This is a genomic window from Sphingomonas sp. TDK1 (assembly GCF_001650735.1).
Lineage (GTDB): Bacteria > Pseudomonadota > Alphaproteobacteria > Sphingomonadales > Sphingomonadaceae > Sphingomonas.
This window is the reverse complement of record NZ_LXVY01000044.1, coordinates 132,248-150,568: the sequence shown is the minus strand read 5'-3', so window position 1 is coordinate 150,568 and position 18,321 is coordinate 132,248. Positions and strand designations below refer to the sequence as shown.

21 protein-coding genes and 1 riboswitch are annotated in these 18,321 nt (G+C 65.5%); of the genes, 14 read left to right on the top strand and 7 right to left on the bottom strand.

Going from position 1 to position 18,321, the window contains the following annotated elements; genetic code table 11:
* Positions 1-10 precede the first annotated feature (10 nt).
* Positions 11-1,579, top strand: a complete 1,569-nt coding sequence (locus A7X12_RS20775) for an alpha/beta hydrolase-fold protein (RefSeq protein WP_064313350.1) — start codon at positions 11-13, stop codon at positions 1,577-1,579.
* Here the strand turns inward: A7X12_RS20775 and A7X12_RS20770 are convergent.
* The 6 genes from A7X12_RS20770 to A7X12_RS20745 form a co-directional block, all read right to left on the bottom strand.
* Complete coding sequence (locus A7X12_RS20770; protein WP_064313349.1) at positions 1,576-2,355, bottom strand: ABC transporter ATP-binding protein; 780 nt, start codon at positions 2,353-2,355, stop codon at positions 1,576-1,578. The genes A7X12_RS20775 and A7X12_RS20770 overlap by 4 nt on opposite strands.
* Positions 2,346-3,317 (bottom strand): FecCD family ABC transporter permease, encoded by a 972-nt coding sequence (locus A7X12_RS20765; protein ID WP_064313348.1) that lies wholly within the window; start codon positions 3,315-3,317, stop codon positions 2,346-2,348. The genes A7X12_RS20770 and A7X12_RS20765 overlap by 10 nt, the downstream gene beginning before the upstream one ends.
* Positions 3,314-4,141, bottom strand: a complete 828-nt coding sequence (locus A7X12_RS20760; RefSeq protein ID WP_064313347.1) for an ABC transporter substrate-binding protein — start codon at positions 4,139-4,141, stop codon at positions 3,314-3,316. The genes A7X12_RS20765 and A7X12_RS20760 overlap by 4 nt, the downstream gene beginning before the upstream one ends.
* The gene (locus A7X12_RS20755; RefSeq protein ID WP_064313346.1) at positions 4,138-5,988 is read right to left on the bottom strand and encodes a TonB-dependent receptor plug domain-containing protein; all 1,851 of its coding nucleotides are present in this window, start codon (positions 5,986-5,988) and stop codon (positions 4,138-4,140) included. Before A7X12_RS20755 ends, A7X12_RS20760 begins: the two co-directional genes overlap by 4 nt.
* Before the next feature lie 100 nt (positions 5,989-6,088).
* Positions 6,089-6,286, bottom strand: a riboswitch (cobalamin riboswitch).
* Between the two features lie 87 nt (positions 6,287-6,373).
* On the bottom strand, positions 6,374-7,261 hold the full coding sequence (locus tag A7X12_RS20750; protein ID WP_064313345.1) for a bestrophin family protein: 888 nt from the start codon (positions 7,259-7,261) through the stop codon (positions 6,374-6,376).
* Positions 7,262-7,298: 37 nt separating this feature from the next.
* A complete protein-coding gene (locus A7X12_RS20745) occupies positions 7,299-7,493 on the bottom strand; it encodes a hypothetical protein (RefSeq protein ID WP_064313344.1) in 195 nt (64 codons plus the stop codon).
* Between the two features lie 252 nt (positions 7,494-7,745).
* Between A7X12_RS20745 and A7X12_RS20740 the strand changes: the two genes are divergently transcribed.
* Entirely contained in the window at positions 7,746-8,363 is a 618-nt protein-coding gene (locus tag A7X12_RS20740; protein WP_084445835.1) for a DUF4142 domain-containing protein, read from the top strand.
* Between the two features lie 17 nt (positions 8,364-8,380).
* Here A7X12_RS20740 and A7X12_RS20735 read toward each other — a convergent pair whose 3' ends face one another.
* Positions 8,381-8,821 carry a bactofilin family protein gene (locus tag A7X12_RS20735; protein ID WP_064313490.1) on the bottom strand — a complete coding sequence of 147 codons (441 nt, stop codon included), beginning with the start codon at positions 8,819-8,821 and terminating at the stop codon, positions 8,381-8,383.
* 300 nt (positions 8,822-9,121) lie between these two features.
* Between A7X12_RS20735 and rpsL the strand changes: the two genes are divergently transcribed.
* The 12 genes from rpsL (at position 9,122) to rpsC (ending at position 18,315) form a co-directional block, all read left to right on the top strand.
* Complete coding sequence (rpsL, locus tag A7X12_RS20730) at positions 9,122-9,493, top strand: 30S ribosomal protein S12 (protein ID WP_010545715.1); 372 nt, start codon at positions 9,122-9,124, stop codon at positions 9,491-9,493.
* Between the two features lie 63 nt (positions 9,494-9,556).
* Positions 9,557-10,027 carry a 30S ribosomal protein S7 gene (rpsG, locus tag A7X12_RS20725; protein WP_064313343.1) on the top strand — a complete coding sequence of 157 codons (471 nt, stop codon included), beginning with the start codon at positions 9,557-9,559 and terminating at the stop codon, positions 10,025-10,027.
* Between the two features lie 66 nt (positions 10,028-10,093).
* Positions 10,094-12,190: an elongation factor G gene (gene fusA, locus A7X12_RS20720; protein ID WP_064313342.1), complete on the top strand. Its 2,097-nt coding sequence runs from the start codon at positions 10,094-10,096 to the stop codon at positions 12,188-12,190.
* An 81-nt stretch (positions 12,191-12,271) separates the two neighbouring features.
* On the top strand, positions 12,272-13,465 hold the full coding sequence (gene tuf, locus A7X12_RS20715; RefSeq protein WP_064313341.1) for an elongation factor Tu: 1,194 nt from the start codon (positions 12,272-12,274) through the stop codon (positions 13,463-13,465).
* 269 nt (positions 13,466-13,734) lie between these two features.
* Complete coding sequence (gene rpsJ / locus A7X12_RS20710; protein WP_010545719.1) at positions 13,735-14,046, top strand: 30S ribosomal protein S10; 312 nt, start codon at positions 13,735-13,737, stop codon at positions 14,044-14,046.
* 363 nt (positions 14,047-14,409) lie between these two features.
* On the top strand, positions 14,410-15,159 hold the full coding sequence (gene rplC / locus A7X12_RS20705) for a 50S ribosomal protein L3 (protein WP_064313340.1): 750 nt from the start codon (positions 14,410-14,412) through the stop codon (positions 15,157-15,159).
* Positions 15,160-15,786 carry a 50S ribosomal protein L4 gene (gene rplD, locus A7X12_RS20700; RefSeq protein ID WP_064313339.1) on the top strand — a complete coding sequence of 209 codons (627 nt, stop codon included), beginning with the start codon at positions 15,160-15,162 and terminating at the stop codon, positions 15,784-15,786.
* On the top strand, positions 15,779-16,090 hold the full coding sequence (locus tag A7X12_RS20695) for a 50S ribosomal protein L23 (protein ID WP_010545722.1): 312 nt from the start codon (positions 15,779-15,781) through the stop codon (positions 16,088-16,090). The genes rplD and A7X12_RS20695 overlap by 8 nt, the downstream gene beginning before the upstream one ends.
* 4 nt (positions 16,091-16,094) lie before the next feature.
* Positions 16,095-16,946, top strand: a complete 852-nt coding sequence (gene rplB / locus A7X12_RS20690; RefSeq protein ID WP_010545723.1) for a 50S ribosomal protein L2 — start codon at positions 16,095-16,097, stop codon at positions 16,944-16,946.
* Between the two features lie 3 nt (positions 16,947-16,949).
* A complete protein-coding gene (gene rpsS, locus A7X12_RS20685) occupies positions 16,950-17,228 on the top strand; it encodes a 30S ribosomal protein S19 (RefSeq protein WP_010545724.1) in 279 nt (92 codons plus the stop codon).
* A complete protein-coding gene (rplV, locus tag A7X12_RS20680; RefSeq protein WP_010545725.1) occupies positions 17,228-17,605 on the top strand; it encodes a 50S ribosomal protein L22 in 378 nt (125 codons plus the stop codon). The genes rpsS and rplV overlap by 1 nt, the downstream gene beginning before the upstream one ends.
* Positions 17,605-18,315, top strand: a complete 711-nt coding sequence (gene rpsC, locus A7X12_RS20675; protein ID WP_010545726.1) for a 30S ribosomal protein S3 — start codon at positions 17,605-17,607, stop codon at positions 18,313-18,315. Before rplV ends, rpsC begins: the two co-directional genes overlap by 1 nt.
* Positions 18,316-18,321: the final 6 nt, after the last annotated feature.

The window sequence follows — 18,321 nt, the reverse complement described above, 5'->3', positions numbered from 1 at the left end:
AGGGGCAGGCATGCGGCGTTCGGCGATACTTGTGGGCGCATTGCTGCTGGGGGCCGCGGCACCCGGCCCTGACCCGATATCGGTACCGGTGGCCGTCGCGCCGGCGTTGGGTGCGCATTTTTCCGGCCGGCTGATCGTTTTCGTGGAGAAGACCCCCGATTCGCCGAGCCCGGACTCGCCGATCGATTTCTCGCCCTTCCAGCCGAGCGGCGCCACGCTGGCCGCGCGCGAGGTGATCGACCTCCAGCCGGGGCGAATAGCCAGCGTCGATGGCGAGACCGATGTCTTCCCGGCGCCGATATCCACGCTCCCCGCCGGCCGCTACCGCGCCCAGGTTATCCTGGATCGCGATCACGACTATAATTACAGCGGCCGCGGACCGGGCGACCTGGTGTCGAAGACCGTCACCTTCTCCCTGCCTGGGAAGATTCCTGTACTGACGCTGGACGAGGAACTGCGGCCGGCGAAAGACGACGGGCCGGATTTGGAGCATGTCCCGCCGGCGATGCGCACCCGGCTTGCGGCGGTCGTCGCGAAGGTCCAGCCGATCGACTTCCAAAGCCCGTCACTCACGGCGTTTCGCGGTGCGCCCACCAATATCAGGGGATGGGTGGCGCTGCCCCCCGGCTATGACGGCACCAAGCGCTTCCCCACCATCTACACGGATGGTGGCTTCGGCAGCACGCTGGCCACGGCGCGAATCAACGCGATGATGGTCACCGCCGATATGGCGGAGTGCAACCTGCCACCGATGATCTGGGTATTCCTCGACCATAGCGGCCCGACCGGCACCAACGAGTTCGCCGACTCGGCGAATAACGGGCCCTGGGGCAGGGCCCTGACGGGAGACCTAATCCCCGCGCTGGAACAACGCTATGCCATGGACGCCAAGCCGAGCGGGCGGTTCCTGACCGGCCACAGCTCGGGCGGTTGGTCGACGCTGTGGCTGCAGGTCCGCTATCCCAAGCTGTTCGGGGGCAGCTGGCCGACATCGCCCGATCCGGCGGACTTCCACGACTTCACCAATGTCGACCTCTACCGCACCGACGCCAATTTCTACCATGGCGCGGACGGCAAACCGCTGCCGATCGTGCGCATGGACGGCAAGGTCGTCGCAACCACCGAGCAGTTCGCCCGCGCCGAGGCGGTGCTGGGGCTGGCCGGCGGGCAGATCGCTTCCTTCGAATGGGTGTTCAGTCCGCGGGGAGCGAACGGGCAGCCGGTGCCGCTGTTCGATCGGGCGACGGGGAAGGTCGATCCTGCCGTGGTGGCCTATTGGCGCGAGCAGTATGACGTCGCGCATATCGTCACGCGGGACGCCGCGAAGCTGAAGCCGGACCTGTCCGGCAAGCTCCACCTGATCGTGGGCACCGCCGACACCTTCTATCTCGATGGACCCGCCCATCGGCTGGAGGCGGCGATGCGCGCGGCGGGGATTCCGGCGAGCTTTACCTTTGTGCCCGGGCGCACCCATTTCGATCTCTATGCCCGGGACGGGGATCGGTCGGCACTGTTGAAGGATATCGCCTGGCAGATGTACGCCGTCGCGCGGCCGGGTGCGGTGCGACCGAAGCCCTAGTCCTGCACCCGTCCGATCGGGACCGGAAGAAGCCGGCCCTGGCCATCGCCGATCACCATGACCTCCACGCCGAATGCATCGCGCAGCGGCTGATGGGCAAGGGCGGCCTCGCTTGGCCCGAATGCGACGGCGCGGCCGTCGCGGAGCAGCAGCACGTCGTCGGCGGCGCGCGCGGCCTGCACCAGATCGTGCAGAACGATCACCACCCCCATACCGTCCGCCGCCAGCCCGCGCAGGCGATCGAGCAGATCCAGCTGGTGGACGGGATCGAGACTCGCCAGCGGCTCGTCGGCGAGCAGCCATTGCGGCTCCCCGGCCAGCACGCGCGCCAGCAGCACGCGGGCGCGTTCGCCGCCGGAAAGCTGGGTGACCAGCCGGTCGGCGAGCGGACCGATCGCCGTCGCCTCGATCGCCGAGTCGATCGCCATGCGATCCTCGGCAGAGAGGCCGGCGAACGGCGACCGGTGCGGCAAACGACCCAGCGCGACCAGATCCGCGACGCGCAGGTCCCAGTGCACGGTCGCTTCCTGCGGCAGATAGCCGATGCGGCGCGCCCGTTCGCGCGGGTCCAGCCGGGCGAGCAGCTTGCCGCCCAGCTTCACCTGGCCCGCGTCGGGATCGAGCAGCCCGGCCAGCGTGCGCACCAGCGACGACTTGCCCGATCCGTTCGGACCCAGGATGGCGGCCACCTTGCCCGGGCGCAGCACGACGTCGAGGCCATGCAGCACCCGCCGCTTTCCGAGGCTGACTGCGAGATCGGAGACGCTCAGTTCCATGTCGACCGCCGGAGCTTGAGGAGCAGCATGAAGAAGAAGGGGGTGCCGAGCAGCGCCATTGCCACGCCGAGCCGGATCTCGCTCGCACCTGGGGAGAGCCGCACCAGGCTGTCGGCTGCGAGCAACAGCGCCGCACCCCCGAGCGCGCTCGGCACCAGCAATGCGGAGGGGCGGGCGCCGGTCAGGGGGCGCAGCAGGTGCGGCACGATCAGCCCGACGAACCCGACGATCCCGGTGACCGCCACGCTCGCGCCGACCGCCAGGCCGGTGCCCAGCACCACCAGCAACTGGGTTCGCTCCAGCCGCAATCCCATCGAACGTGCCGCCGCTTCGCCCAGGGTCAGCGCGTCCAGCGCGCGGCCGGTGAACAGCAGCAGGACGCAGCCGATCGCAATGAACGGCAGCGCCAGTCGCACTTCGGCGAAGCTGCGATCGGTGAGAGCGCCCATAATCCAGTCCAGGATTTCGGCGGTGGCATAGGGATTGGGGCTGATCGAGATGAGGAAACTGGTAAGCGCCGCCCCAAGGCTGGCCAGCACCGTACCGGCCAGGATGAACGCCACCGCGCTTTCCGCCCGCCAGGCAAGGCCGGCGAGCAGCAACATCGAGCCGCAGGCCGCCGCCATTGCGCAGACGAACAGCACCAGCGGAGCGCTGCTGCCCAGCAGGACAATCGCCGCCACTGCACCCAGCGCCGCGCTGGACGAGACGCCGACCACGGCCGGATCGGCAAGCGGATTGCGCAGAAAACCCTGCAGCACCGCGCCGGACAGCCCCAGCGCGGCACCGATCGCGACGCCCAATATGGCACGGGGCAGACGCAGCTCGGCGATGATCCACCAGCGCGGATCGTTGCTGAACCAGGCGGCGGGCGCCACCCAGAATTTACCGGCCATCAGCGAACCGGCGAACAGCAGAGCGACAAGCAGCGCCAGGCCGAGATTGAGCGCTGCTCGGTTCATGGAAAGCTCCGGCGAATGGCGGCGAGGCGGTTCATTGCCGCCGGGATAACGGGGCCGCCGCAATTGACCAGCTGGCGCGGAAACTGCGCTTGGAAAACCGGCAGGCCGGTTTCGGCGATGGCCCGCTTGCGTAGGATCGCCGCCCGCGAGTCCGCGTCGTGGCCGACACCCTCCGGCGCCAGCATGACGCGGGGCGGATCGGCGATCACTCTTTCCATGGGCAGATGCCCTGTATGGGTTAGACCATAATGCGCGGCCTGGTTTGAGAAGCCGGCGTGGGTCATCATGTCGTCGAGCAGCGTCTTTCCACCCGTGACGAGGTTGCCACCGATCCAGAGCAGGGCGGGGGCCGTAGGTCCACGCCAGCGGGCAGCGGCGACGGCGGCGTCGATCCGGGCGTTGAGCGCGGCTCCCCTGGCCTGCTGGCCTACCGCCGCGGCGATTTCGGCCACCTGTGCCTTGCTGTCCTCTATCGACGGCGGAATGGAGAGATAAAGAACCTTGAGGCCGGTACGGGCGAACGCTTCGCGCGTGGAGGGCGCGGTGAAACTGCTCGCAATTACCAGATCGGGTTTGAGGCCGATCACCTCCTCCGCCGTACCGTTATTGCCGCGAAAGCGCCGCGCTACGGCAAGCGGGATCGAGGTGGAATCGGGCGCTTGGGAATAATGGCTGATCGCGGCGATGCGCGAGGGCGGCACCAGTTCCAGCAAAGTCGCGTCGGCACAGGGGTTCATCGATACGATACCCCCGCCACCGGCGGTAGGCGGCGCCGCGCAGGCCCCGACCCACAGGCAGGCAAGCAGCGCGGCGCCGATCTTCACTGGAAGCGCACCCGCACGCCGCCATAGGCGGCGCGGCCATAGGTGCCGTAGCCGGTGATCTGCTGGTAGCGCACATCGCCGATATTATCGACACGGCCATAGACCGAAAGCCGCTTCGTCACCGCCATTTCTGCCCGGATGCCGGCCAGCGCATAGCCGTCGATCGGGGTGGCGTTGCCGACATCGTTGAAGCTGTCGCCGACCATGGTCACCGTGCCGCCGATCGCCAGACCAAAGGGGAAGCGATAGTCGGCCGTCACATTGGCCGTATCGCGCGGGCGGCGCGGCAGGTCTTTGCCGAGATATCCGGCGCTGCGGTTCTCGGAGAGAACATGCGTGAAATTGGCGCGGACGGTGAACGCCTTCACCGGCTGCAGCATTCCTTCCAGCTCGATGCCCTCGGCGCGCGTCTTGTTCAGATTGTAATAGGTCGAGGTATCGAAGTTGTAGTCGATCTGGTTGTCCGCATCGCGGTGGAACCAAGTTACGCCCAGCGCGACCTTGCCGCCGGCGAGCATCTGCCGTGCACCCGCCTCATAGCTCTTCGCAGTTTCCGGCCGCAGGCCGCGGAAGCCATAGGCGCTGTAGAGCTGGTACAGGGTCGGCGCCTTGAAGCCTTCGCCATAGCTCGCATGGAGGAGCGTGTTCGCGGCGGCGCGTACGGCCAGATCCGCGTTCCACGTCCAGTGGCCGCCGAATGTGTCGTGATCGTCGTGGCGAATGCCGGCGTTCAGCGTGAGCGGCGCGATGGGCGTGACGATCGCCTGGCCGTAGAAGCTGGTGATGCCCACGGAGTAGCGCCCCGCGCTGCCGAAGCCCTCGTCGTAGCGGATGCGGCTCTGCTCATGCTCGGCGCCGAATACCAGGCGGAGCTGCTCGGCGAGCGTAGCGTCGCCCTGGTAGGTGTAGCGCTCGGCGCGCCCGCGGTAGCGGTACGCGATCGAGGAGTCGTCATTGTAGCCGTCGCGGTGAATGTCGGAGAGAGTGAAGCCCAGCCGGCTGTGCAGCTTGCCACCGAGCGCCTCGTTCTTCAGGCCCGCATAGCCGTAGATTTCCTGCGTCTTGGCATATTCGTTGGTGTCGCCGAAGGTGTAGGTGGGCGGAGCATAGCCATCGAGATCGACCTTGCTGTCGGCGAAATAGCCGCGCAGATCGAGCGCGAGGCCGGGAATGAGCTTCACCTCGACATTGCCGGTCGCGCCGAACTGCCGGTATCCGTCCGCTTCCTTGCCGTTCGCCGCGGCCGAGATGCCATCGGTGGCAAGATACCCCGCAGTGAGCCCGGCGGTGATCCGGTCGTTGCCGCCGGCGATAGCGGCATTGCCGTCGAACGTCCCGAACGAGCCGCCCTCGGCATTGCCGCGGACATGCAGGCCCTGCGCACCCTGCAGCGTGGTGACGTTGACCACGCCGCCGATCGCCTGACTGCCCCAGATCACGGAGTTAGGCCCGCGCAGCACCTCGACCCGCTCGACCGAACCCGCGAGCAGGCTGGCGAAATTATAGGCGCCGCCGGTGGCGGAAGGGTCGTTGACACGAATGCCGTCGATCAGCACCAGCGTCTGATCGCTTTGCGCGCCGCGAATGCTCAGCGCCGTTGCGGTGCCAAGGCCGCCGTTACGGGCCACGGTGATGCCGGGCGTGGTGGCCAGCAGGTCGGACAGCGCGACGGTCTGGCGCTGCTCGATCTCCTCGCGATCGAGGATGGTCACCGAACGCCCGACAGTGTCGGCGCGCTGCGCGACGCCGCTGGCGACGACGACGATGCGGTCGTCGTCGGGGTCGGCATGGGCAGCGAGCGGTGCAAGCGCAGCGGTCGCGGCAACGGAAAGCTTGAGAAGGTTCATCACTGACACCCGAGATGAGGGGCCGACGGGCCCCGCATGGTTTGGTGTCGCTCACGCGGGGATTTCAGCCCCGATCACCCGGTGCACCCCGCCCGCGTGAAGGAATCGACCGTAGCGGGCAGGTCTCCTGGCTCCCGGGTCATCGCTGGCGCGCCGCCTTCCCGGAACCATGAAGGCTCCAGTGGCAGATTGGCACGCCGGCTCACCGGCTACAGTTGCGGGGGCAGCGCCGGACTTTGGACCGACTTCCCTTTTCACCCTCCCGTCGGGGGAGGGCACCCGTTACGCCGCGCGCTGTAGCGGTAGAAGGGGGGGGCGGCAACCCGGCCCAACAAGCGTCATCCCGGCTTTCGACGGGATACCGTGCTGGGCGCACCTCTCCGGCTCACCACAGCACCCCTTGCTTGTCGGGTTTCGCCGGCTCGGGGGCGGGGTCGCCGATCGATTGCAGCAGGTCGATTTCGATCGTGCGACACATCGAGTTCAGCGGCAGGTCGTGGACGGTATTGGCGAACGGATCGACCAGGTCGTCGCCGATCGCCAGCACCGCGAGGAACATCAATCCCGCGATGGTAGAGCCCAGCGGCGTCGCCACGCCGAGCGTCTCGACCAGCCCGATCGGCAGCAGCACGCAGAAGATGTGCGTGAAGGCGGTCGGCACGAAGCGGAATTGCATCGGCAGCGGCGTGTTCTTCAGCCGCTCCATGCCGCCCTGGGCATTGGCGATATCGATCAGCACGCTTTCCATCGAGTTCTGCTGCATCGGATTGATCCAGCCCTTCGATCGGGCGATCTCGATCCGGCGGCCGGTGCCGTCGACGATGCCGTTGGCGATGTTGGTGCGGGCCAGCGCGAAATCGGCCTCGCCCTTGGAGAGGAAGCGCAGCACCTCCTGGTCTGCCGGCTGGCGGCGCAGCTGGCAGCGCAAGGCGTTCACATAGGCGATCTGGCGCAGCACGATGGTGCGCTTGAGATCCACCGCCTCGCCGTCGGGCAGATAGTTGCGCGCCATCCGCGCCAGGTTGCGGCTCGCGTTGATCATCAACCCCCACAACCCGCGCCCCTCCCACCAGCGCTGATAGGCGGAGTTTGAGCGGAAGCCGAGGAACAGCGCCAACACAGATCCGAATAGCGTCAGCGGCAGCGAAGGTGCGCGGAACGGAAGCACATAGTAGATGATGGTGACGATTACGTCCCAGAGGAACAGTAGCGCCAAGGGCATCCAGATTTCGCGGAGGACCTGTTTGGCGCGGGGAGCGGTGGTGACGATCATGGGCGGACTATACGCGCGAAAACGTTTGTAGGTCCGATCAGCCGTCGTTCCGGTCGGTTGCCGGCGTCGATGCGTGCGACATGGCGGCGGCGGTGCCGCTCCCCGGGCGAAGGTGGAACCACTCTGGGCGGTCAATCGCGATCAGGAAGGCGAGCGTGCCCAGCCCGAACAGCAGCAGCGCGATCGAGCTTCGCAGGCGCTCCATGCGGCGGGTTCGTTCATCCTGGTGCATCGTGGGAATCCTCTTGCAGTGAGGCTCCTCACCTAGGCATCGAATTTAACCTGGAAATGGATACCAAGTAACGTAAGTTTGCGCGGCGCACCAATCGCGCTGCACCGCACCAATTTGTCGGCGAGCTGTGCCGTGCCGGATCGCCCGTCTGCGAAATTCCATAACTTATGTTTCTAACTCAAATACATAAGGTGCCCGTTTCGGAACGCGGCCGGGGGCGGGGCGTTCGGTCCCGGAAACGAGGAGGTCTGAATGACGAAGAAACACCTGTTGATCCTGAGCGCCGCCCCGATCTTCGCGCTCGCTGCCTGCGGCGGCAACAGCAATGGCGGCACCGACGCCATGAACAGCGGCGACACGATCACCAACGTTCCCGCCAGCGAGACAAGCATGGGCGACAATATGGGCGCAATGAACGGCATGGACGGCAACGCCATGGCGGCCGCGCCGATGACCGGGCAGGACTTCGCCAACACCGTCGCGGCGAGCGACGCCTTCGAGATCGCCGCGGGCAAGCTCGCCCAGCAAAAGGCGACGACCGCCGACCTCAAGAGCTTCGGCAAGCAGATGGTCGAGGATCACACCAAGTCCACCGCCATGCTGAAGACCGCAAGCGGCAAGGCGAGCCCGGCGATCACCCCTGCACCGGCGATGACCGACGAGCAGCAGGCGAACCTGAAGACGCTCGAATCGGCGACCGGCACGCAGTTCGACACCGCGTACAAGAACCAGCAGGTCGTCGCGCACCGCAAGGCGCTCGACGCGGTGCAGGCCTATGCCCAGGGCGGCGACGTGGCGCAGCTGCGCGACTTCGCGAAGGATGCCGAGCCCGTCATTTCCAAGCACTACGACATGATCAAGGGCATGTAAGACTCGGGGGAAGGGGCTCAGGCCGCTTCCTCGCTAGCCTTGATCAGCACCGGCGGCGCGACCGTGGCGGACGCGCCGCCGATATGCTTGAGCCGGCCGTCGATATGGCCGCCCTGTTCGACCATGATCGTCTCATATTCGACATCGCCGGTGATCCGCGCGGTGCGCTCGACTGTGAGCTGACCGGCGTGTACCGACCCTTCGACCGATCCCGCGAGCCGTGCGTCCTCGGCCTCGATTCGGCCGAAGATCTGGCTTTCGGCGCCCTGCACCAGGCTGCCGCAGCGGACGTCGCCCTCGATCCGCCCGTCGATATGCAGGTCCGACGTGGCGACGAGGTTGCCGGTGATGACGATATCGGCGCCGAGCACCGAGAACTGCCCACGACGCGCGTTGGCCTGCGCAGTGCTCCCCGCGGACGCTGCGCGATTGTCCCGATTGCGATTGCCGTTGAACATGCGCCACATCCCCATGTTGAACCCATTCGGTAGGCGGGCTAGCACAGCTGTCGTCGGCGATCAGCCCCTGGAAAGGGTTAACGCCAGGGCTGCGGCGGCCCGAGGGGCGGCGCTGTTGACCGGATCGCCCCGCATCGGTATAGGCCGCCCGGTTCCGGGTAGGGCGATTCCTGCCTTGGGTACAAAGAGCTGAACGTTGCTGGAGACGCAATCGCCCGGGGGGCTGAGGCCTTCGGGGCTTTTTCGTATTCTGTCCAACAGGGCTCCAGCAAAGTAACCATCTGAAAGGTGAAGGGCTTCATGCCGACGATTAACCAGCTGGTCCGCAAGGGCCGCGAACCGCAGAAGGCCAAGTCCAAGGTCCCTGCGATGGAACAGAACCCGCAGAAGCGCGGTGTCTGCACCCGCGTGTACACGACGACCCCGAAGAAGCCGAACTCGGCACTTCGCAAGGTGGCGAAGGTCCGTCTGACCAACAGCCGCGAAGTCATCAGCTACATCCCGGGCGAAGGCCACAACCTGCAGGAGCACTCGGTGGTGCTCATCCGCGGTGGTCGTGTGCGCGATCTTCCCGGCGTCCGCTACCACGTCCTTCGCGGCGTGCTCGATACGCAGGGCGTCAAGGATCGTAAGCAGAGCCGTTCGAAGTACGGCGCGAAGCGTCCGAAGTAATCAGGCCATAGTAAGCCCCGGACATGTTCCGGATCGGCTGAAGATCAGAAGGAATTATGTGAGATGGCACGTCGTCGTCGTCCCGAAAAGCGGGAAATCCTGCCCGATCCCGTCTATGGGGATCAGGTTCTGTCGAAGTTCATGAATTCGGTCATGCTGGACGGCAAGAAGGCAGTCGCGGAAGCGATCGTCTATGGCGCTCTCCAGACCGTCGAGCAGCGCGCGAAGCGCGAGCCGATCGGCGTGTTCCATGACGCGCTGAACAACGTGAAGCCCGGCATCGAAGTCCGCAGCCGCCGCGTCGGCGGTGCGACCTACCAGGTTCCGGTCGAGGTTCGTCCGGAGCGTGCGCAGGCGCTCGCGATCCGCTGGCTGATCACCTCGGCCCGCAACCGCAGCGAGCACACCATGGCCGCCCGTCTTTCGGGTGAGCTGATGGATGCGGCGAACAACCGCGGCAACGCGGTGAAGAAGCGCGAAGACACGCACCGCATGGCGGAAGCGAACCGCGCCTTCAGCCACTACCGCTGGTAACTTTCGACCCTACATATTGGGGAGCCGGACGGTCCGGCTCCCCAAATTTTCAAGGAAACCACGATCATGGCCCGCAGCCATCCGCTCGAGCGTTACCGCAACATCGGCATCATGGCCCATATCGACGCCGGTAAGACGACCACGACCGAGCGCATCCTTTATTACACCGGCAAGTCCTACAAGATCGGCGAAGTGCACGAAGGCACCGCGACGATGGACTGGATGGAGCAGGAGCAGGAGCGCGGGATCACGATCACGTCTGCTGCTACCACGTGCTTCTGGCGCGCTGCCGACGGCAAGGGCGAAGAGCACCGCATCAACATCATCGACACCCCCGGCCACGTCGACTTCACCATCGAAGTCGAGCGTTCGCTGCGCGTGCTCGACGGTGCGGTTGCGTGCTTCGACGGCGTTGCCGGCGTTGAGCCGCAGTCGGAAACCGTGTGGCGCCAGGCCGACAAGTACGGCGTGCCGCGCATGTGCTTCATCAACAAGCTCGACCGCACCGGCGCCGACTTCTATTTCTGCGTGAACTCGATCGTCGACCGCCTAGGCGCGCGTCCGGCGGTGCTGTATCTCCCGATCGGCATCGAGGGCGGCTTCAAGGGTCTCGTCGACCTGGTCGAGAACCGCGCGATCATCTGGCTCGAAGAGAGCCTGGGTGCGAAGTTCGAATATCAGGAAATCCCGGCGGATCTCGCCGAGAAGGCCGCGAAGTATCGCAGCGACCTGATCGAGATGGCCGTCGAGCTCGATGACGAGCTGATGGAAGCCTATCTCGAAGGCAACGAGCCGAGCGTCGCCGACCTCAAGCGCCTGATCCGCAAGGGCACGCTCGAGATGGCGTTCGTCCCGGTTGTGTGTGGTTCGGCGTTCAAGAACAAGGGCGTGCAGCCCCTGCTCGACTCGGTGATCGACTATCTGCCGAGCCCGCTCGACGTTCCGGCGATCAAGGGCGTGAAGCTCGACGGCGAGACGCCGGACGAGCGTCCGTCCTCGGATACGGAGCCGTTCGCGGCGCTGGCGTTCAAGATCATGAACGACCCGTTCGTCGGCACCCTTACCTTCGCGCGCATCTATTCGGGCAAGCTCGAAGCGGCCACCACCGTGATGAACTCGGTGAAGGACAAGAAGGAAAAGGTCGGCCGCATGCTGCTGATGCATGCGAACAGCCGTGAGGACATCCAGGAAGCCTATGCGGGCGACATCGTCGCGCTCGCCGGCCTCAAGGATACCACGACCGGTGACACGCTCTGCGCGCAGAACGCCCCGATCATCCTCGAGCGGATGGAATTCCCCGAGCCCGTGATCGAGCTGTCGGTGGAGCCGAAGACCAAGGCGGACCAGGAAAAGATGGGCGTCGCGCTCAATCGTCTTGCCCGCGAGGACCCGTCGTTCCGCGTCTCGTCCGACTCGGAGAGCGGCCAGACCATCATCAAGGGCATGGGCGAGCTCCATCTCGAGATCCTGGTCGACCGCATGAAGCGCGAGTTCAAGGTCGAGGCAAACGTCGGCGCGCCGCAGGTGGCGTATCGCGAATATCTCGCGAAGCCGGTCGACATCGACTATACGCACAAGAAGCAGTCGGGCGGCACCGGCCAGTTCGGTCGCGTCAAGGTCAAGCTGACGCCGGGCGAGCGCGGTTCGGGCTTCGTCTTCAAGGACGAGATCAAGGGCGGTAACATTCCGAAGGAATATATCCCCGCGATCGAGAAGGGCTTCCGCGAGACGGCAGCTACGGGCTCGCTGGTCGGCTTCCCGATCATCGACTTCGAAGTGCTGCTGTATGACGGTGCGTACCACGACGTCGACTCGTCGGCGCTGGCGTTCGAAATCACCGCCCGTGCAGCGATGCGCGAAGCGGCGCAGAAGTCCGGCATCAAGCTGCTCGAGCCGATCATGAAGGTCGAAGTCGTCACCCCGGAAGACTATCTGGGCGACGTCATCGGCGACATGAACAGCCGTCGTGGCCAGATCCAGGGCACGGACACCCGCGGTAACGCGCAGGCCGTCACTGCCATGGTGCCGCTGGCGAACATGTTCGGCTATGTGAACGCGCTCCGCTCGTTCACTCAGGGCCGCGCGCAGTACACGATGCAGTTCTCGCACTATGACGAAGTGCCCGCCAACGTCGCCGACGAAGTGAAGGCAAAGCTGGCGTAATCGGAAAACAGCCGCTATGGGGCCGCGTTCTCGCGAGTCCCCATGGCGGCACGGGAAATTGAATCAGAAGGTAGGAAGACAATGGCGAAGGCAAAGTTCGATCGGAGCAAACCGCACCTCAACATCGGCACCATCGGTCACGTCGACCATGGCAAGACGTCGCTGACGGCTGCGATCACGAAGATCCTGGCGGAGAACGTTGCGGGCAACGCAGCGGTCGATTTCGCGAACATCGACAAGGCTCCGGAAGAGCGCGAGCGCGGCATCACCATCTCGACCGCGCACGTCGAGTATGAGACGAACAGCCGTCACTACGCGCACGTCGACTGCCCGGGTCACGCCGACTACGTGAAGAACATGATCACCGGCGCAGCGCAGATGGACGGCGCGATCCTGGTGGTGGCAGCGACCGACGGTCCGATGCCGCAGACCAAGGAGCACATCCTGCTCGCCCGTCAGGTCGGCGTGCCGACCATGGTCGTGTTCCTCAACAAGTGCGACCTGGTCGACGACGAGGAAATCCTCGAGCTGGTCGAGATGGAAATCCGCGAAGAGCTCTCCAAGCGTGAGTTCGACGGCGACAACATTCCGATCATCCGTGGTTCGGCGACTGCCGCTCTGAACGCGACCGACGACAAGCTCGGCAAGGACGCCATCCTGGCGCTCATGGCCGCTGTCGACGAGTCGATCCCGGAGCCGGAGCGTCCGCTCGACAAGCCGTTCATGATGCCGATCGAAGACGTGTTCTCGATCTCGGGTCGCGGCACCGTGGTGACCGGCCGTGTCGAAACCGGCATCATCAAGGTTGGTGAAGAAGTCGAGATCGTCGGCATTCACGACACCCGCAAGACCACCGTCACGGGCGTCGAAATGTTCCGCAAGCTGCTCGACCAGGGCCAGGCCGGCGACAACGTCGGTGCGCTGCTGCGCGGCGTCGCTCGCGACGAAGTGGAGCGTGGTCAGGTTCTGGCGAAGCCGGGCTCGATCAAGCCGCACACCGAGTTCAAGTCGGAAGTGTACGTCCTGTCGAAGGACGAGGGCGGCCGTCACACGCCGTTCTTCGCGAACTATCGTCCGCAGTTCTACTTCCGTACCACGGACGTGACCGGCACCGTCGAGCTGCCCGAGGGCACCGAGATGGTGATGCCGGGCGACAACATCGCGCTCGGCGTCAAGCTGATCGCGCCGATCGCCATGGACGTCGGCCAGCGCTTCACCATCCGTGAGGGCGGTCGTACCGTCGGCGCGGGCGTGGTTGCCTCGATCGACAAGTAAGCATTTGCGGGCGCAAGCCCGCAGGTGACTGCAAAAAGGTTCCGCCCGGCACTCAGAAAATGAGTGTCGGGCGGTTGCCTTTTTATAGAAGGCCCGTTAAAGGCGCGCCCTTCGAGTTTTGAGTTCAACAGCAAGAGGCGGCCATCCAGCCGCCGTTCCGGTTCAACCGGCGCCGCCCGAATCGCTCTAGCAGCGGATGGGGCAGGGGCCGGGGCTTCGCCGGGATGGCAATTGGGTGCGTTGCCCCGCTCTTTCGCATCGGTAGGACCATGGAAACGCAGAATATCCGCATTCGCCTCAAGGCGTTCGATCACCGCGTGCTCGATCAGGCTGCCGGCGACATTGCCGACACCGCCCGCCGTACCGGCGCCCTCATCCGTGGCCCCATCCCGCTCCCGACTCACATCGACAAGTTCACGGTCAACCGTGGTCCGCACATCGATAAGAAGTCGCGCGAGCAGTTCGAGACGCGCACCTACAAGCGCATGCTCGACATCGTTCAGCCGACCCCGCAGACCGTGGACGCGCTCATGAAGCTCGACCTGGCCGCCGGCGTCGACGTCGAGATCAAGCTGGCCTGAGCCGGCTCCAGCCCCCGCGCTTCGCGGGGGCTTTTGGCGTTCACCCTTTAATGCGGTGGACATGGAAGCCTAGCTGACGTAAAGGCGCCGCTTCTTCGAGATTCGCGACTCCCTCGTGGAGTCGCCATCCTCCTCGACCGGATCGTTTCCCGATCCAACGCAAGGAGTGGCGGGCCGACCAGGCCCGCAGCGACAAGGGATACCGCCGGCGGCTTTCGAGTGGCCGGGCCTGCGTCCCCCGTCTCTTCCATCGCAAGATGGAGGTTCAGCCCGGACGGGGGCTTCGCAGTAAAACATTCAGGGTTGAACACGCACCCGCGGGAATGGTCCCGGGGGTGCCTCTGTAATAGGAGCAACAGGCCGATGCGCACTGGCGTTATCGCGAAGAAGATGGGGATGACCCGCCTGTTCCAGGACGACGGCCGGCACGTGCCGGTGACCGTTCTGGCACTGGAAGGCGTCCAGGTGGTGGCACAGCGCACCACCGACAAGGATGGCTATGTGGCCGTTCAGGTCGGCGCCGGCACGGCGAAGGCCAAGAACGTCGCCAAGCCGCAGCGCGGCCACTTCGGCAAGGCCGAAGTCGAGCCGAAGGCGATCCTCTGCGAATTCCGCGTCGAGGAAGATGGTCTGCTGGACGTGGGCGCCGAAATCTCGGCCGACCATTTCGTCGCAGGCCAGCTGGTCGACGTGTCGGGCCGTACCCAGGGTAAGGGTTTCGCCGGCGCCATGAAGCGTTGGGGCTTCGGCGGTCTGCGCGCCACCCACGGCGTTTCCGTCTCGCACCGTTCGCACGGTTCGACCGGTAACCGCCAGGATCCGGGTCGCGTCTTCAAGAACAAGAAGATGGCCGGTCACATGGGCGACCGCAATCGCACCCAGCAGAATCTGGAAGTGGTCGGCACCGATGCCGAGCGCGGCCTGATCTTCGTCAAGGGTTCGGTTCCGGGCTCGAAGGGCGGCTGGCTGATCGTGAAGGACGCCGTCAAGGTCGCCCGTCACGCCGAGGCGCCGTACCCCGCCGGTCTGAAGGCCGTCGCGAACAGCAACGAGGCTCCCGCCGAAGCGCCCGCCGTGGCCGCTCCGGAAGCCACCGAAGGCCAGGAGGGCTAAGTGAAGGTCAAGGTTCAAACCCTCGACGCCGCCGAGAAGGGCGATATCGAGCTCAACGACGAGATCTTTGGTCTCGATCCGCGCGCCGACATCCTGCACCGCGTCGTCACCTGGCAGCTCGAGAAGCGTCGCGGCACTGCCCGCGGCACCCGCGAGCGTTCGGACGTTGCGCGTTCGGGCAAGAAGTGGGGCCGCCAGAAGGGCGGTGGTACCGCGCGTCACGGCGATCGCCGCGCGCCGGTGTTCATCGGCGGTGGTAAGGCGCACGGTGCCCGTGTTCGCGACTTCAATCCGTCGCTGAACAAGAAGATCCGCGCGCTGGGCCTGAAGATGGCGCTGTCGAGCCACGCCAAGGCGGGTTCGCTGATCGTCATGGACAGCCTGGTCGTCGAGAACGGCAAGACCAAGGTCCTGGCCGGCAACCTCGAGAAGCTGGGCTTCGGCAAGAAGGCCCTTGTGATCGATGGCGACACCATCGAGAACAGCTTCGCGCTGGCGGCAGGCAACCTGCACCAGGTGGACGTGCTGCCGGCGATCGGCGCCAACGTCTACGACATCCTGAAGAGCGACACGCTGGTCCTGACCCGCGCTGCCGTCGAGAAGCTGGAGGCGCGCTTCAATGGCTAAGCAGTCCAAGCCGGTCGACATCCGTCACTACGACGTGGTGCTCGCCCCGCACATCACCGAAAAGTCGACGCTCGTCTCCGAGGCGAACGCCGTGGTCTTCAAGGTCGCCAACGACGCGACCAAGCCGGAGATCAAGGCTGCCGTCGAGGCGCTGTTCAACGTCAAGGTCACCGGCGTGAACACCCTCGTCCAGAAGGGCAAGACCAAGAAGTGGAAGGGCGCGCCCTACCGCCGTTCGGACTTTAAGAAAGCGGTCGTGACGCTCGCCCAGGGCGAACAGATCGACGTGACCACGGGGATCTGAGACCATGGCGCTCAAGAACTATAATCCGACGTCGCCGGGCGTCCGCGGGCTGATCCTGATCGACCGCTCGCAGCTTTTCAAGGGTCGCCCCGTCAAGGCGCTGACCGAAGGCAAGACGAAGACCGGCGGCCGCAACAACAAGGGCCATGTCACCTCGCGTGGTATCGGCGGCGGTCACAAGCAGCGCTATCGCATCGTCGATTTCAAGCGCCGCCTGTGGGACGTCGAAGGCACCGTCGAGCGGATCGAGTATGACCCGAACCGCACCGCCTTCATCGCGCTGATCAACTACGGCGCCGACGAAGCCGGCAAGGATCGTCTGGCCTACATCATCGCCCCGCAGCGTCTCGCTGTCGGCGACAAGGTGATCGCGGGCAAGAAGACCGACGTGAAGCCGGGCAACGCCATGGAGCTGGGCCAGATGCCGGTCGGCACCATCGTCCACAATGTGGAGATGAAGCCGGGCAAGGGCGGTCAGATCGCCCGTTCGGCCGGTGCGTACGTCCAGGTGGTCGGTCGTGACCGCGGCATGGTGATCGTGCGTCTGGGCTCGGGCGAGCAGCGCTACATCCACGCCGCCTGCATGGCGACCGTGGGTGCGGTGTCGAACCCCGACAACCAGAACCAGAACTTCGGCAAGGCCGGTCGTAGCCGCTGGCAGGGTGCGCGTCCGCTCACCCGCGGTGTTGCGAAGAACCCGGTCGACCACCCGCACGGCGGTGGTGAAGGCCGTACCTCGGGCGGCCGTCACCCGGTTACCCCGTGGGGCAAGCCGACCAAGGGTGCGCGCACCCGCCACAACAAGGCGACGGACAAGATGATCATCCGTTCGCGTCACGCGAAGAAGAAGGGCTGATAGATGGCTCGCTCCGTATGGAAGGGTCCGTTCGTGGACCTGCACCTTCTCAAGAAGGCAGAAGCCGCCCAGGATCAGGGCACGCGCGCTGGTCCGATCAAGACCTGGTCGCGTCGCTCGACGATCCTCCCGCAGTTCGTTGGTCTGACGTTCAACGTCTACAACGGCCGCAAGTTCGTGCCGGTGTCGGTCAACGAGGAAATGGTCGGCATGAAGCTCGGCGAGTTCGCGCCGACCCGCTTCTTCCCCGGCCACGCCGCCGACAAGAAGGGTAAGCGCTAATGAGCAAGCAGGCAGCCCCCCGTAAGGTCGGCGACAAGGAAGCCCTTGCCGTCGCCACCCAGATCCGTGGTTCGGCCCAGAAGCTGAACCTGGTTGCCGGTCTGATCCGTGGCCGCACCGCCGCGGAAGCGATGAACATCCTCGCCTTCTCGAAGAAGGCGATGGCGGTCGATGCCCGCAAGGTGCTGGCTTCGGCCATCGCCAACGCCGAGAACAACCACAACCTCGACGTCGACGCGCTCGTCGTCGCCGAGGCGTCGGTCGGCAAGTCGATCACGATGAAGCGCTTCGCGACGCGCGGCCGTGGCAAGTCCACCCGCATCCTGAAGCCGTTCAGCCGTCTGCGCATCGTCGTGCGCGAGCAGGAAGAAGCATAATGGGTCAGAAGAGCAATCCCATCGGTCTGCGCCTGCAGATCAACCGCACTTGGGACAGCCGCTGGTTCGCGGAAGGCCACGACTATGGCCGTCTGCTGCTGGAGGACCTCAAGATCCGCAAGTTCATCCTCAAGACGCTGCCGCAGGCTGCGATCTCGAAGGTGGTCATCGAGCGTCCGGCCAAGCTGTGCCGCATCTCGATCTTCGCGGCACGCCCCGGCGTGATCATCGGCAAGAAGGGCGCGGACATCGAGAAGCTGCGCAAGACGCTCGGCGCGATGACCTCGTCCGACGTCTCGCTCAACATCGTCGAGATCCGCAAGCCGGAAGTCGATGCGAAGCTCGTCGCGCAGGGCGTGGCGGACCAGCTGGAGCGCCGTATCGCGTTCCGTCGTGCGATGAAGCGCGCGGTGCAGTCGGCACTCCGTCTCGGCGCCGAGGGCATTCGTATCACCTGCGCCGGCCGTCTGGGCGGCGCGGAAATCGCCCGCACCGAATGGTACCGCGAAGGCCGCGTTCCGCTGCACACGCTGCGCGCGAACGTCGACTATGCCGAGGCCGAAGCCCACACCGCCTATGGCGTGTGTGGCGTGAAGGTCTGGATCTTCAAGGGCGAAATCCTCGGTCACGATCCGATGGCGCAGGACCGGCTGAACCTCGAGGCACAGACCTCGGGCGTGCGCCCGTCGCGCGACGATCATCGCCGCTAAGGACTA